This is a genomic window from Vibrio sp. 1562, from assembly GCF_033340155.1.
In the GTDB taxonomy this organism is placed as follows: Bacteria; Pseudomonadota; Gammaproteobacteria; order Enterobacterales; family Vibrionaceae; genus Vibrio; species Vibrio alginolyticus.
The window spans coordinates 270,862-284,582 of sequence record NZ_JAWOVY010000004.1; the positions used below are offsets into that span (position 1 = coordinate 270,862).

Consider the following 13,721-nt stretch of genomic DNA (forward strand, 5'->3'; position numbering starts at 1 on the left):
GAGATATGAGGAACGGCAAGTAAACATTGAACTTGCCGACTCAGACCGAAAACATGCTTTTAGTGGGCTTTTACATAGACATTCTTGCGGTAGTACGACGACTCAGGGTTTGTCAGTTCGTAGCCGCCCACGTAAGGCTTGATGAGGTATTGATCGTTACCCGGACGATAAATAGGAATAATGGCCATGTCTTCAATCAGCATGCTTTCTGCTTGTAGATACAGTTCTGATGGGTTGCTCATGGTCTTTGAGCGAGCCATTAACTCGTCGTATTGCGGGTTGTTATAACGAGAATCGTTGTACTCGCCACTAGAAACGAAGATATCCAACCATGTAGAGGCTTCATTGTAGTCGGCCGTCCAGCCGCCGCGAGTAATCTCGGTCGGCTCTTTAAGTGCGTAGAACACTTTCGGTTCTAGCTGTTTTATCGTGACTTGCGCACCCAATCGGCTTTTCCACATGCCTGCCATGGTGGTTGCCATTTTTACGTCCATCGAGAAAGTTGGTACGGTAAACGTTAACTTAAGCGGATTGCTTTTATCGTATCCAGCTTCTGACAGTAATTGCTGCGCTTTTTCGATACGTTTATGGCGGTTCCAAGTTGCGAACTCAGGAGTGTGAGATTTAAAACCATCTGTTTGAGGTGGCACAAGGGTATACATTGGAACCCCACCGTTTCTCAAAATAGCACTCGTTAATAGTTGACGGTCAATGGCATATGAGAGGGCTTTACGAACCCGCACGTCTTTTGTTGGCCCTTGTTGAGTGTTGAGGTAATAGAATGTGGAGCCAAGAGACGCACTGGTGCTTGCCACTTCTTGTGGGCGTTGTTGAATTAACTTTTTCTTCTGGGCGGCAGGAATGGAAACCGCTTGGTCTATCTCACCAGCTAGGTAGCGGTTTAGCACTACGTTTGCATCACCAATTGGTAGCCAGGTGACTTTTTCCAGCACTACATTGCTTGCGTCCCAATAATGTGGATTTTTAACCATCACCAGTTTTTCGTTAACTTTCCATTCAGAGACAGTAAACGCACCATTTGTAACGATATGCTCAGGCTGGGTCCAACGGTTGCCATGTTTTTCAATGGTCGCTTTATGAACGGGGGCAAGCACTGGATGACTTAATAGTTTCGTAAAGAAGGGAATAGGCTCTTCGAGTGTAACCTGGAATGTTTTTTCATCCAGCGCCTTCACGCCCAAAGACTCAGGCTCGGCTTCGCCCTTCATAATGGCTTGCGAGTTTTCGATATTTGGAATGGCTGCAAACCAAGCGTACGGTGAAGCAGTGCTTGGATTCAGTAAGCGTTGCCAGCTGTAGACAAAATCTTGTGCAGTGACCGTTTCGCCATTTGACCATTTTGCATCACGTAAGTGGAAGGTATAAACCGTATTGTTGTCATTGACTGACCAAGATTCAGCAACACCAGGAATGGTTTTACCTTGCTTATCTTGAATGACCAGACCTTCAAACAGGTCTCGACCGAGATTGAAAGCGGGCTCTGCGGCTTGCTTGGCTGGGTCAATAGAAGTAACTTCAGCCCCATTGTTTAGCGTAATTTCTTGTGTCTCATCGAGGGTCACACCTACGGGATACGGCGCGGCATAGCTTGATGTTGCCAGTATTGGACTCATCATCGACGCTAATAAAAGCAACTTAGGTAATTTCATCCTTGTCTCACTCTTTTCATCCTGAAAGGTGCCAAAAATGTATATTGTATAAATTGTCTACACAATCGAGTTTTAACATTACTGTAACAGGGTGTCAGGTGTTGAGCTGTCTAGTCTCAAAAAGTGAGCTAGGGGAATTTCTTTGAAGATCTGATATCAAGTTGGCATGACGGGAAGTAATTTTGCTTCGATACAAATTAAAATCCCCTTCAAGCACAGGCTAGAAGGGGAAGATAGTCAGTCTGCTCTTCAAAAGGCATGACGTTAACTGACTAGGAAATGTTTCACGAACTCAGTGATTTTGACCATATCACTTATCGCGATAAACTCTTCTGTCGTGTGTACTTTTGCCATGCCAGTTGAAAGGTTGACCGTTGTGAGACCTTTCTTGTTAAAGTTGTTGGCATCGCTACCGCCGCCAGTGCCTTTTGTGAAGGCGTCAATTCCCAACTCTGAAAACGCTGCTTTTATAGCGTTTACGTGTGGGTGGTTTTCTTCAATAACAAAAGCGTCGTAGGCTCGGCTAGATTCAATTTCGACTTCTGCACCGTGTTTTTTACAGACAGACTCTAATGTTGAGATCATATGATTGACCTGAGCATCTAGTTTATCGCCATTCAGGGAGCGTGCTTCTGCCACGATTTTTAATTCAGGCATAACAATGTTTGTGGCCTGACCGCCGTTAACCATACCGATGTTGGCTGTCGTTTCTTCGTCGATGCGCAGCAGCTTCATTTGGTTGATAGCATCAGCCGCCACCATGATCGCACTGATGCCTTCTTCTGGCGCAAGCCCTGCGTGTGCTGGTCGACCTTTGATTTTTGCCATGATTTTTTGCTGGCCTGGGGCTGCGGTCACAATGGTGCCAATAGGGCCACCCGTATCTAACACGATTGCTTCCGTTGAAGTGACGTGTGACATATCGAAGTATTGTGAACCGAATAAACCGCCTTCTTCATACACGGTGAAAGCAAGTTCTAACGTTTTGTGCTCACGGTTTTCCGCTTGAATACAACGAACGGCTTCCATGATGGCAGCAATACCAGATTTATCATCGCCACCGAGAATCGTATTGCCTTTTGAACGGATAATGCCGTCTTCGATGATTGGCTCAATGCCAATACCTGGAGTGACCGTATCCATATGACAGCTCATTAGAATAGAGCCGTCTTTTTTGCCGTCTAAACGGGCGTACACGTTAAAACCGTTAGAAATGTGCTCAGGTACTGGAAGTTTGCGTACGGTAAAGCCTAGCTCGCCTAGCTGTTCTGCCAGTGTTTCTGCAATTTGTTTTTCGTTTTTTGATTCGCTGTCGATACGTACTAGTTGGCAAAAGTGTTTAACTAGGCGTTCTTGATTAATGTGTGTCATTAGATGTCTCTTTTTCTGATCGAGCGTGAAGCCTTGTGGCTCGGCTCGATAGGGAACAGAGCACCACTTATGGCACAGTTACTTTTGAATAAAACTGAGGTGAATCAATAAAGGGGTATCCATGACACGATTCTGACCGATGAGTCTTTCGAACTGTATGAAGCGTCACGAAACATTACTTTTGATGTTTTGCAGGATCAAATGAATAAATCGGATAGAGATAGGGTGCAATAGACTTTCCATCCCCTTTTACTTTTTGAGCTACGTTGCCAAGATAAAATGCCAAGGTAACAACTTGTTTACATTTTTTGTGTTGGCGTAAAGCCGAAAATATCAATCTAATATATTGAAAATAAGCAGTTTGTTTGATGTTTACGAAAGTGGGTTCGACGCGCCTCCTGTGTGTAACATATATTTTACAATTATGCGTAAAAATCGCCAAGATAAAGATTTCTCCCCACATATTCCAATTTCTCAAGACCTGCGCCAAGTTAGAAAAATAAGTCCAAACAAAAGCTACTGAGACAAGGAGAAAGTCATGGTTGATGCATATAACCCACTAGGAACAGACGGATTTGAGTTTGTTGAATATACCGCTGCTGACAACAAAGGCATTCAACAGCTTAAAGATCTGTTTATATCGTTAGGTTTTGCGGAGATTGCAAAGCATCGCTCAAAAGAAGCGTGGTTATATCGACAAGGTGACATTAGCTTTATTGTGAATGCGCAGCCGCATAGCCAAGCTGAGGGATTCGCCAAAGTTCACGGTCCGTCGGTTTGTGGCATGGCATTTCGTGTGAAAGACGCCACCGTTGCTCTGGCGCATGCGTTAGAGAATGGCGGTAAAGAATATAAAACGGAAATTGGGCCGATGGAGCTAAGCATTCCTGCTATTTATGGCATCGGTGAAAGCTTGCTTTATTTTGTCGACCGTTATGGAAAGCAGAGTATTTATGATGTCGATTTTCGTTTTTATGATGATGCTGATGAACGTTTATCAAAAGCGAATGTTGGTCTTTACGAAATCGACCACTTAACGCACAACGTTAAGCAAGGCAACATGGATGTCTGGTCTGGTTTCTATGAGCGCATTGGTAACTTCCGCGAAATTCGTTATTTCGATATCGAAGGTAAGCTTACTGGTCTTGTCAGCCGTGCGATGACCGCACCTTGCGGCAAAATCCGAATTCCTATCAATGAGTCGTCAGATGATAAATCACAGATTGAAGAGTTTATCCGTGAATACAATGGTGAAGGTATTCAACACATCGCATTGACCACTGACGACATCTACGAAACGGTCAAAACCTTGCGTGAGCGAGGCATGGACTTTATGCCAACGCCAGATACTTATTACGAGAAAGTCGATCAGCGTGTTGAAGGCCACGGTGAAGATGTAAGCAAGCTTCGTGATTTGCAGATTCTTATTGATGGTGCGCCAACGAAAGATGGCATCTTGCTACAAATCTTTACTCAAACCGTTATCGGCCCTGTGTTCTTCGAAATCATCCAACGTAAAGGCAATGAAGGCTTTGGCGAGGGTAACTTCAAAGCGTTGTTTGAATCGATAGAAGAAGACCAAATTCGCCGAGGAGTATTGAGCGATGCATAAATGGATCACATTCCCTCATCGGGAGGGAGTGTGCTCTAAACAAGCACATGCTGACTTCCCGGAAGAGGCAATTTATGAACGTGAGGCAGGTCGAAGTGGCTTCTTCGGCCCCGCAACACATTTTCATCATCAACATGCCCCAACGGGGTGGTCTGAGTGGGAGGGCGAGCTACGTCCACGAGCGTTTGATTTTAATCTAGTCGAAAAAGCCAGCCATATTACCCCTTGGGCAGTCCCGCATCTATTACACAACGCAAATTGTAAAGTTCGTGTTTGGCGTATGGATGAAAAAATGGACTTCTTGGTGAGAAATGCAGATGGCGACGAACTGCTATTCATCCACCAAGGTACGGCAGATCTCTACTGTGATTATGGTCATTTGAAAGTGAGCGAAGGGGATTATGTCATGATCCCGCGCTCAACGAGCTGGCGTTTAGAACCAAGCGAGCCGATGTTCATTCTGATGATTGAAAACACCGATGCGGCTTATACATTGCCCGAAAAAGGCATGGTTGGAAACCACGCGGTGTTTGATCCGGCGGTTTTAGAAACGCCGTCGATCAACGATCAGTTCCGTGCTCAATATTCTGAGAATCAAACACAGGTTCAGGTGAAACGCCACGATAAAGTCAGTGTTATCACTTACCCATTCAACCCGTTGGATGCGATTGGGTGGCATGGTGATTTGGCGGTAGTAAAAGTGAACTGGCGTGATATTCGTCCACTTATGTCACATCGTTACCATTTACCGCCTTCTGCACATACTACATTTGTAGGAGCAGGATTTGTGGTGTGTACCTTCGTTCCTCGTCCAATTGAAAGTGATCCTGGAGCGCTCAAAGTACCGTTCTACCACAACAATGACGATTATGACGAAGTCTTGTTCTACCATGCAGGTGATTTCTTCAGCCGTGACAACATTGAAGCAGGCATGGTGACATTCCATCCAGCAGGATTTACACATGGCCCTCACCCGAAAGCATTCAAAGCAGGGCGAGAGCACAAGAAGACTTTTACCGACGAAGTTGCGGTCATGATCGATACGCGTCACGCACTTCAGTTTTCGGATGAGCTGGAAAAAGTAGAAAACAAAGAATACGTCTATAGCTGGCAAGAGAAGTAAGAGGCAAGGATGAAATTAGCAACCAAGAAAAATGGCACTCGTGACGGTTTGTTGATGGTCGTGAGCAAAGATTTAACGCGCTGCGTACCAGCGACAGAAATTTTCCACCCCATGAACTTAGCTCCGACGATGCAGGTGGCGCTTGATAACTGGGATACGCTAGCACCACAACTGGAAGAGCTATACGTTGCACTGAACAATGGCACGGTTGCAGGGTATGAAGAGTTTGAAGCGCACTACTGCGAGTCGCCGCTTCCTCGCGCTTATCAGTGGGCTGATGGCAGTGCTTACGTAAACCACGTTGAGTTGGTTCGAAAAGCTCGCGGCGCTGAAATGCCAGAGAGTTTTTGGACGGATCCGTTGATGTACCAAGGAGGCTCTGATGCCTTTATTGGTCCTTGTGACAACATCGAGTTTGCGAGTGATGAATGGGGTATTGATTTCGAAGGTGAAGTGGCTGTGGTAACTGGTGACGTACCAATGGGCGCGAGTGTTGCAGAGGCTCAGGAGTCGATTCGTTTGATCATGCTGGTGAATGATGTCTCACTGCGTGGGCTAATTCCCGCAGAATTAGCTAAAGGGTTTGGTTTTTTCCAATCTAAACCTTCTTCTGCGTTTTCTCCTGTGGCAGTAACACCTGACGAACTCGGCGAAGCGTGGTACGAAAACAAAGTGCATTTACCATTGGTCTCGACCTACAACCACAAGCCGTTTGGTCGCCCAAATGCGGGTATCGATATGACGTTTGATTTTGCAGACTTAATTGTTCATGCGACTAAAACGCGCCCGCTATCTGCTGGGGCAATTATAGGTTCTGGCACGGTATCTAATAAGCAAGGCACCGAACATGGCACTTCGATTGAGGAGGGTGGTGTTGGTTATTCATGTATCGCGGAAGTTCGCATGATTGAAACCATTCGTGATGGTAAGCCGTCGACTAACTTCATGTCGTTTGGAGATTCAATCAGATTGGAAATGTTCGATGCGGATGGCAACAACATATTCGGCTCGATTGACCAACAAGTTAGCCAATATCTCAAGCACTAACAATGCTGGTTGGGAGACGATATGAGCGATAGCATGATTTTATACGGATACTGGCGATCATCGGCGGCGTATCGTGTGCGTATTTGCTTGAATCTTAAAGAGTTATCGTATGATTCAAAATCGGTACACTTGGTGCGCAATGGTGGCGAACAACACAGTGACGAGTACCATGAGTTAAACGCTTCTGAACTGGTTCCTTTGCTGGTGGATGGGGAGGTTCAGTTAACCCAGTCACTGGCGATCATTCAATACTTAGAAGAACACTACCCGGATGTCACCGTGATCCCCGAGCAAACGCCGCTTCGATACCAAGCGCTAGCTTTGGCTCAGGATATTGCAATGGAGATTCATCCCCTGAATAACTTAAGAGTTCTACAGTATTTAGAGGGGGAGTTAGCTTGCGAGCCAGAGCGCAAAGTCGCTTGGATTCATCACTGGATCCACAAAGGTTTTACGGCATTAGAAGAGAAACTTCAGAAGCATCGTAAACTAAATGGTGATTGTAAGTTTAGCCTGACAAGCTCGCCATCTATTGTCGATATTTGTCTGGTACCACAATTTTATAACGCACAACGCTTTGGTGTAGATACCTCTCTTTATCCAACCATTAACGCTGTTGTGCAGTCATGCAATCAACTGCCAGCTTTTATTGATGCGATGCCAGAGAATCAGCCAGACGCTAATAGTTGATTCTTAGCATACATAATGTATTAAAAAAATTAAAACGAGCCAATCCAAGTGTGTGATTGGCTTGTTTTTATTGGTGAGCAAAATTTTCTGTTTCTCGCTATCGTCGTGGCGCCTCAAAATTGCGAGGTTTTGTTGCTCTGCATAACATTTCCATTTACGCTTTGAGCAACGAGTTGTTTTGGATGCACTTTATTTATGACCAACATTTTTATCATTGTTGTTCTTCTGGTTTTATTCTTCTTTGTTATTCAAAAGTACGTGATTAAGCACGATGACACGCGTGATTATCCTTATCGCTCGAAAGGCCCTCTGCTCAGAGGTCAAGAGGGTGCGTTCTATAATGCGTTAAGAGCGGCGGTCGGGGAGCATGCCGTAGTATTCGCGAAAGTAAACATGTCCAGTTTGGTTACGCCAAAAGAAATCAAAAATAAGAAGCAGTTTTTTGTCGCGAACAATCGTATATCTCGAAGCTATTTTGATTACGTTATTTGTGACCCAAGGACTCTAGAGCCGCGCGTTATCGTTGAATTGGATAATGGGCAGGAGCTAAACAAGGGTAAGATAGAAAGACAAAAGTTATTGATTCATGTTTGTAAGACGGCCAACCTGCCTTTAATTGGCGCCTCGATAAAGCACAGTTATCAAGTTGGGCGATTACGTCGTTTGCTTGCGGCACACATTGATTTGATTGAGCCCGATAAAGAAGTGCGTTTTTGTAAAAAATGCGGCAGTCCGATGATCATTAAAACCGCAAGCCAAGGTGAGTTCAAAGGGAGACGTTTCTTTACTTGTAGCCGTCAGCCGAATTGTACATACACCGAAAATTATAACGTTGTGTTTGAGGCGGACGACTAAACACGACAATTAACCAGCAGAAACAAGGGGCTTTGATTAGAGATGATCAAAGCCTTTTTTGTATCAGTCCTCAAGGCAAGACCTATACTTTGAAAAAGAGTGCAGAATAGGGCAGCCATATGCGATACGGATGGATTTTGTCAGCATTGTTCATCGCATCTAATGTTAGTGCGATACCTAATTTGAAACCACTAGAGTGTGAATTGACAGAGACACCCCAAGATCATTTCTTGTTTTACCGAGAGTAAATGGTTTACCACAGTGAGCAGTTTGTCATATTTCAAAACTTCAAAGGCAGGGTGAGCACTCAAGTGGATGTTAAAACAGGAGAGTTGATCCGTACAACCTATATCGGCGAACCATTTAAACCTAAATATCAGATTTTGTTCGGCACTTGCCCTAAGGTATCGCAAACCTTACAGATTTGGATGCTCAGTGAAGTGCCTTACGACAATTAAGTGAGATAATAAAAGTTATATAGATCACACTTTTAAACCCTGCAGGCTCAGTCCTTGTCGATAAAATCATCTGAAAACGCGTGTTGAGTTTACATTTTCGCCAAACGGTTCAAAGTTGGTAAATTTGTGCTTGCACCGTCGTTCGCTTATAGCTAATATCCTCGTCGTTCCAGAGAAATGCGTCCGTAGCTCAGCTGGTTAGAGTATCGCCTTGACATGGCGGGGGTCGGTGGTTCGAGTCCACTCGGACGCACCATTCTGAATTGAATGGTTAGGAACATAAAAATTTGGGTCCGTAGCTCAGTTGGTTAGAGTACTACCTTGACATGGTAGGGGTCGGCGATTCGAGTTCGCCCGGACCCACCAAATTTTAGAAAAAGCCCACCTTTTGGTGGGCTTTTTTGTGTCTGTAATTCATTGATACTCAAGTAAAACTACTTCTTTTCTTGTCCCTTGTTTTTGCTCTGCTTTAGCCCCTTGTTAGAGATAAAAGCGCACTACTTGATCCGCAACACAACCTCAAAACCCTAAATGCAATGCATAAGGTGTATACGCTTCAAACCCACTAGAGCCGTCTATAAATCATGTTGCGTGCCACTAGCCGTGGCATTAGAGACAATGACTATTAATCTAAATTATCTGGCGTGTGAAGATTGGTGCCGCATATTGTACATTTGTAGTCACCAGTCGCTTCGCCTTCCATTAATGAGCTAATTATTGCTGCAAATAGACCTGAGAAGAAACCTTTAGCTTTTTTCTCGGTCTTTTCCTGCGCTTTAGAGAAGCTTTCGTACCGATGCAGCGTTACTTCTTTACAATTACAGCAAAACGCTCTTGTCTCTTCAGAACCGTACATTTTTACCAATTGATTTACTCCCTGTAAGTTAATTTCCCCAAGTGGCGTTATGTTCAAGGGTAAGTCACACAAGACTGATGTGTGACTTACCCTAAACACTAAAACTAACGTAATGTAAAACACCACATGTTATGAATGATTATTTAACGCCTTGTTATCCGAGCTTGCTAACTCTGCTGATTGAATAGTTGTGGCAATAAGTTCTTCAAACAGCTCTAATTGCCCAGCAGGTATCAATTGATTTTGTATAGCTTTTCGTTTGTTTGAGTCAAATAGCCGCTCTGTTAACCAACCAATTAGATACATCAGTGAAAGACAGCCACCGGCCGTCGCTACATTACCGTCTATCACGAGAGGCAGATCCTGAACATCTCCTCCCATACTTTGTAGAACAGCCTTTGCATCTGGGTTTGTTGTTAATCGCTTGCCTTTTAGTAAACCGAGTTCATGGAGGATGAATGATCCCGCACAAATCGAACCTATTAGCTGCCTATTTGGATCAAGATTCAACGCTGACATAAATTCAGCATCTTTTAAAGCGGCTGGAATACCCTGTTTGCCGCTTGTAATAAGAACGACATCTTGATTCGTCACCTCAGAAAGGTGTCCGTCTGTTTTAACTTTCATACCGAGGTGGGAATGATGTTCAGATTTAGTTCCAAGTATACTTACTGTCCAACTGTCGGTTGTGCGCCCCAGCAAGTCATACATAAGAAAGAAATCGACATCCGTGAAATCATCAAATAAAACAACGCCGATTTTATACATAACATTTATCCTTTTGGACTTACTCGTAAGTCGCAAAATGTGTAGTAGGAGGGGAGGGGCATTCAATACGCAAGCTTCTACTGAGCACCTTAAACACCAAAGGCGGTGCAAACTAACAATGCCATGTGTGCCAAATCCCTATTATAAAACTTTGTTATGTTTGTTTTATGAGCCCGCCCAGAAAAACTCAACCCTAATACCACTTGGGTCGTAACACATTAAATGTTTTGCGGGTCCTGTTTTAACAAGCTCGGGACCAAACTCAATTTCGATTCCCGACGCCATAAATTGATCACGCAACTCATCGAGTTGCTTCTCAGTCTCTACCAGTAAAGCTAAGTGATGCAAACCAATATTCGTTTTTCTGTCAAATGGAGTGGCGGCATCAGCCTTAGCCGCCCATAGTGTAAGCATGATATGCCCATCACTCACAAATATTGCCGGGTAGTCTGGATTTCTTTTTACTTCACTCCAACCTAATTGTTCAGTGAAAAACTTCGCGCTTGCTTCTAGGTTAGATACGGTTAAACCTACGTGGTGTATGCCTTTTGTTAACACAGTCACTTTGTTTCCTTACTCGTTTTAATGGCTATCAAACAAAGATAACTCGATAAAAAGTAAGCATCAATACACATATATTGATTAACTTCGTCAATCTATTCGAATACGGTAATCCAACTGGAAACATAACATTGTAAACAAGAAACCCAATCTTGAACTAAAAATTAAACTTAGAGTTCATTCTTAAGTACTGTATTAATCAAATACATTAATAGCCATAATATTTAAGCCAGCCTATAGGGCATATCATTCCATTAAAGGTTTGAATGTTCTTATCCAAGCTAACGTCTTCCAATTTGTAACAGTGAACAACATTACTAGTCGAAGTAGATGCTGGTGTTGAATACGTTACAGGTTTAGAAGCGTTTGCTTTATGTATTTCATGTGCTCGCTGCTGGTCTATCGCCACTTGATTCTTATGATTGTTAACTTCTCGCAATCCAGATTCTAGGGGTAGGTGCCAATCCTTACATGTTGTTCCTAAACCATCATTCTGAGACTGATATTCTGATAACGCTACACGAGCTTCATTTACAGACTGATCGATATCGGACTGATCGACTAGCCAAGTAGAAAAAGAATAGTTAATGGCCTCTCGATAGTTTACCGATTGCTCTAAGCTATAAGCATCGGAATGAAAACAGGCTTCTACTACTGCCCATTGAGTCGATAGGTTTGATAATACGTTTTCAGGTATAGGCTGTAGCTGGCTTTGCGTAGACTGGCAACCGGTTAGAAGAAAAGGGACAGGGAGTAGTTTTAGAAAAAATTTTTGGTTCATTTTAATCTTAAAATTAATGCAATCTTTTTCATTATCATAATACAGGACGATTGAAGAAAGTAGCATTTCTATCAGTAAGGGAATGTGGCTAACGCACTGATAAGGTGTGAGTAAAGCGATATCAAAGCCCTCAACACACCTTAACTACGAATACTACCGCATAACAAAGATGCTATGCGGTAACGGTAGTATTCAGGCTTGAACAGTTTGTCGCACGTTGTTCTCGCCTGCCAGCACGGAAATTCTCTCAAAATCTCGACTCGGGAAGTCAGGATCTACGTACACAAACATACGACTTATCATTTTTCCTTCAAACTCAAATACACTACAAAAACGCCCTGTGGAAACTTTGTTGTCCGGCCAAGAGGTACCATCACTCATTACGCCGCCTTCCTGTCCTTCAACAATGACCTTGTTTCCAGCAGTCGTTATTTGAAAGCCGTCTATGTCGTGCCAGATACTAATCAACGAGCTACCAATCCTATTGCCAAACTCCACTAAGGCACTCTTTCCTTTCGCTTGCCCAAATTTAGGAAAGAAAAAATCAACATCCTCTGAGAATAGATCCAGATAGCTAGGAGCACCGGCATCTATTTTCTCGAAATACTTAACTACTAGCCCAACTAAATCGTCTTTTTCCATAATTATTTCACACCCATATTAGCTTTACGCACAACGCAGAGTTAAATAGTAAGCGGAGCGACCACTCAACCTGAACGTTTGCATCTTAAACACCGAGTACATTTAAACTGAAATTGCCAAGAGTTGCGAATCTTATTGAAGTGCTTTGTTAGATGTAATCCGTTTAGCCTACGTATACACCATTGAAGTATTCGACGCGTTCTAACGTCATTCTTAACTTACATTCTTCAATCTGGACACCTTGCCAGGGTGAGGGCGTGGAAGACAGGCCCGTAAACTCACATTCGGCGTCTCTGTATTTTAGCCAAGCTCTTTGGGCCTTTCGAAATGGCTCTACCAGTTCGGTCTGAGACCATGTTTCCCTTAGTGCTTTTTCTTCCTCACCTATTCTAGCGATTGCTTCCTTGTAACTTTCGTTAAGCTCTTTATCTGCAGATTCCATTTTCTTTTCTACACACTGATAACCAGCCATAACGCCACCGCCTTTTACTTTGCAGGGATCTTCAACATCATCAGAGGCCAAGCAAGGTAAAGAAACCAACGCAAATATCATAAGTAATTTGTTCAAAATTGCCTCCAAGCTCCGAGTGCTTGTTAAACCGTTATCAGCTATTTTTCCTTTTTAATCATGCAGCTTTTTGCCTGTGCCTTCAAAGATAAAATAGAAGGTTAGTGATTCTAGTGCCTAAACAGAAGGTAAAAGAAGATTGATACACGGGTTAAATGACGCCTTAATCTGAGTTATTTTTAGTGGGCGTTTTGTATCAATTTTTTCTGTGGAATCATTAGTTTGATGGCGTCTGAGGATGTTAAGATGACTCCCATTGAATTTATTATCGCCCTGAAACACCTAGGTTGAATTAAGTGGTGACTATTCCCCTCCAATCATGGAGTTGATTCAAAGGTAGGGCGATAAATGTTGCGATTCGTAATAAAAATTTATGCCAAGTGCAGTTCGCTATCGCGGCTTATATTGAGTTGGGCAATAACCTCTAATGATGTCTGAGTTTCGTAGCTTGTTGTGTTTTGTATTGCGCCCCGAAACCCTTTTACGCCACAATTTAAAGCTACTTGATTTGAGCCGGCTACGCATAAACTGAATCACGTCGGATTCATTCAAACCAAATTGGAATTCGATAGCCTCAAATGGGGTGCGGTCTTCCCATGCCATTTCTATTATTCTTGACTCAGTTTCCGAGGTCAGTTTCATTTCAAATAACCTATTTTAGAAAAGAGATTTCTACGACGGAAATTGAGTCTTGGTTCAAATGTTCTTATATGCGTGCT

The 13,721-nt window shown here is 43.4% G+C and carries 14 protein-coding genes, 2 tRNA genes and 1 pseudogene; 8 read left to right on the forward strand and 9 right to left on the reverse strand.

Going from position 1 to position 13,721, the window contains the following annotated elements:
- Positions 1–59: 59 nt before the first annotated feature.
- Both R7Z49_RS06395 and R7Z49_RS06400 read right to left on the reverse strand, forming a co-directional pair.
- Complete coding sequence (locus R7Z49_RS06395; protein WP_318111466.1) at positions 60–1,670, reverse strand: peptide ABC transporter substrate-binding protein; 1,611 nt, start codon at positions 1,668–1,670, stop codon at positions 60–62.
- Between the two features lie 264 nt (positions 1,671–1,934).
- The gene (locus tag R7Z49_RS06400; RefSeq protein ID WP_258669490.1) at positions 1,935–3,041 is read right to left on the reverse strand and encodes a M20/M25/M40 family metallo-hydrolase; all 1,107 of its coding nucleotides are present in this window, start codon (positions 3,039–3,041) and stop codon (positions 1,935–1,937) included.
- A gap of 538 nt (positions 3,042–3,579) precedes the next feature.
- On the opposite strand from R7Z49_RS06400, the gene hppD reads away from it, so the two are divergent.
- The 8 genes and pseudogenes from hppD to R7Z49_RS06440 all read left to right on the forward strand — a co-directional run bounded on the left by hppD (position 3,580) and on the right by R7Z49_RS06440 (position 9,192).
- On the forward strand, positions 3,580–4,653 hold the full coding sequence (gene hppD, locus R7Z49_RS06405) for a 4-hydroxyphenylpyruvate dioxygenase (protein WP_005377835.1): 1,074 nt from the start codon (positions 3,580–3,582) through the stop codon (positions 4,651–4,653).
- Complete coding sequence (locus R7Z49_RS06410) at positions 4,646–5,776, forward strand: homogentisate 1,2-dioxygenase (protein WP_005388948.1); 1,131 nt, start codon at positions 4,646–4,648, stop codon at positions 5,774–5,776. Before hppD ends, R7Z49_RS06410 begins: the two co-directional genes overlap by 8 nt.
- Positions 5,777–5,785: 9 nt before the next feature.
- Positions 5,786–6,823 carry a fumarylacetoacetate hydrolase family protein gene (locus R7Z49_RS06415; protein ID WP_005388946.1) on the forward strand — a complete coding sequence of 346 codons (1,038 nt, stop codon included), beginning with the start codon at positions 5,786–5,788 and terminating at the stop codon, positions 6,821–6,823.
- Between the two features lie 21 nt (positions 6,824–6,844).
- Positions 6,845–7,513, forward strand: a complete 669-nt coding sequence (gene maiA, locus R7Z49_RS06420; RefSeq protein WP_005377832.1) for a maleylacetoacetate isomerase — start codon at positions 6,845–6,847, stop codon at positions 7,511–7,513.
- Positions 7,514–7,708: 195 nt separating this feature from the next.
- Positions 7,709–8,368, forward strand: a complete 660-nt coding sequence (locus R7Z49_RS06425) for a DUF2726 domain-containing protein (RefSeq protein ID WP_005377831.1) — start codon at positions 7,709–7,711, stop codon at positions 8,366–8,368.
- A 119-nt stretch (positions 8,369–8,487) separates the two neighbouring features.
- Positions 8,488–8,826 (forward strand): annotated as a pseudogene (locus tag R7Z49_RS06430) (hypothetical protein).
- 179 nt (positions 8,827–9,005) lie between these two features.
- Positions 9,006–9,082: transfer RNA gene (locus tag R7Z49_RS06435), tRNA-Val, on the forward strand.
- Between the two features lie 33 nt (positions 9,083–9,115).
- Positions 9,116–9,192: transfer RNA gene (locus R7Z49_RS06440), tRNA-Val, on the forward strand.
- A 259-nt stretch (positions 9,193–9,451) separates the two neighbouring features.
- On the opposite strand, the gene R7Z49_RS06445 is transcribed toward R7Z49_RS06440, so the two are convergent.
- The 7 genes from R7Z49_RS06445 to R7Z49_RS06475 form a co-directional block, all read right to left on the reverse strand.
- On the reverse strand, positions 9,452–9,682 hold the full coding sequence (locus R7Z49_RS06445; RefSeq protein ID WP_017820907.1) for a hypothetical protein: 231 nt from the start codon (positions 9,680–9,682) through the stop codon (positions 9,452–9,454).
- A gap of 129 nt (positions 9,683–9,811) precedes the next feature.
- Entirely contained in the window at positions 9,812–10,450 is a 639-nt protein-coding gene (locus R7Z49_RS06450; RefSeq protein WP_017820908.1) for a DJ-1/PfpI family protein, read from the reverse strand.
- Between the two features lie 165 nt (positions 10,451–10,615).
- Positions 10,616–11,014, reverse strand: a complete 399-nt coding sequence (locus R7Z49_RS06455; RefSeq protein ID WP_017820909.1) for a VOC family protein — start codon at positions 11,012–11,014, stop codon at positions 10,616–10,618.
- 205 nt (positions 11,015–11,219) lie between these two features.
- Positions 11,220–11,792: a hypothetical protein gene (locus R7Z49_RS06460; RefSeq protein WP_021033853.1), complete on the reverse strand. Its 573-nt coding sequence runs from the start codon at positions 11,790–11,792 to the stop codon at positions 11,220–11,222.
- Positions 11,793–11,984: 192 nt separating this feature from the next.
- Positions 11,985–12,434: a nuclear transport factor 2 family protein gene (locus R7Z49_RS06465; protein ID WP_017820911.1), complete on the reverse strand. Its 450-nt coding sequence runs from the start codon at positions 12,432–12,434 to the stop codon at positions 11,985–11,987.
- A 163-nt stretch (positions 12,435–12,597) separates the two neighbouring features.
- The gene (locus R7Z49_RS06470; RefSeq protein ID WP_017820912.1) at positions 12,598–12,987 is read right to left on the reverse strand and encodes a lysozyme inhibitor LprI family protein; all 390 of its coding nucleotides are present in this window, start codon (positions 12,985–12,987) and stop codon (positions 12,598–12,600) included.
- A gap of 405 nt (positions 12,988–13,392) precedes the next feature.
- Positions 13,393–13,644: a TIGR03643 family protein gene (locus R7Z49_RS06475; RefSeq protein ID WP_005377824.1), complete on the reverse strand. Its 252-nt coding sequence runs from the start codon at positions 13,642–13,644 to the stop codon at positions 13,393–13,395.
- Positions 13,645–13,721 lie beyond the last annotated feature (77 nt).

Coding starts and splice junctions, on each gene's coding strand:
- R7Z49_RS06445 (WP_017820907.1), bottom strand. CDS start 9,682: ATGTACGGTTCTGAAGAGACAAGAGCGTTTTGCTGTAATTGTAAAGAA.
- maiA (WP_005377832.1), top strand. CDS start 6,845: ATGAGCGATAGCATGATTTTATACGGATACTGGCGATCATCGGCGGCG.
- R7Z49_RS06410 (WP_005388948.1), top strand. CDS start 4,646: ATGCATAAATGGATCACATTCCCTCATCGGGAGGGAGTGTGCTCTAAA.
- R7Z49_RS06460 (WP_021033853.1), bottom strand. CDS start 11,792: ATGAACCAAAAATTTTTTCTAAAACTACTCCCTGTCCCTTTTCTTCTA.
- hppD (WP_005377835.1), top strand. CDS start 3,580: ATGGTTGATGCATATAACCCACTAGGAACAGACGGATTTGAGTTTGTT.
- R7Z49_RS06450 (WP_017820908.1), bottom strand. CDS start 10,450: ATGTATAAAATCGGCGTTGTTTTATTTGATGATTTCACGGATGTCGAT.
- R7Z49_RS06395 (WP_318111466.1), bottom strand. CDS start 1,670: ATGAAATTACCTAAGTTGCTTTTATTAGCGTCGATGATGAGTCCAATA.
- R7Z49_RS06415 (WP_005388946.1), top strand. CDS start 5,786: ATGAAATTAGCAACCAAGAAAAATGGCACTCGTGACGGTTTGTTGATG.
- R7Z49_RS06470 (WP_017820912.1), bottom strand. CDS start 12,987: ATGATATTTGCGTTGGTTTCTTTACCTTGCTTGGCCTCTGATGATGTT.
- R7Z49_RS06465 (WP_017820911.1), bottom strand. CDS start 12,434: ATGGAAAAAGACGATTTAGTTGGGCTAGTAGTTAAGTATTTCGAGAAA.
- R7Z49_RS06425 (WP_005377831.1), top strand. CDS start 7,709: ATGACCAACATTTTTATCATTGTTGTTCTTCTGGTTTTATTCTTCTTT.
- R7Z49_RS06475 (WP_005377824.1), bottom strand. CDS start 13,644: ATGAAACTGACCTCGGAAACTGAGTCAAGAATAATAGAAATGGCATGG.
- R7Z49_RS06400 (WP_258669490.1), bottom strand. CDS start 3,041: ATGACACACATTAATCAAGAACGCCTAGTTAAACACTTTTGCCAACTA.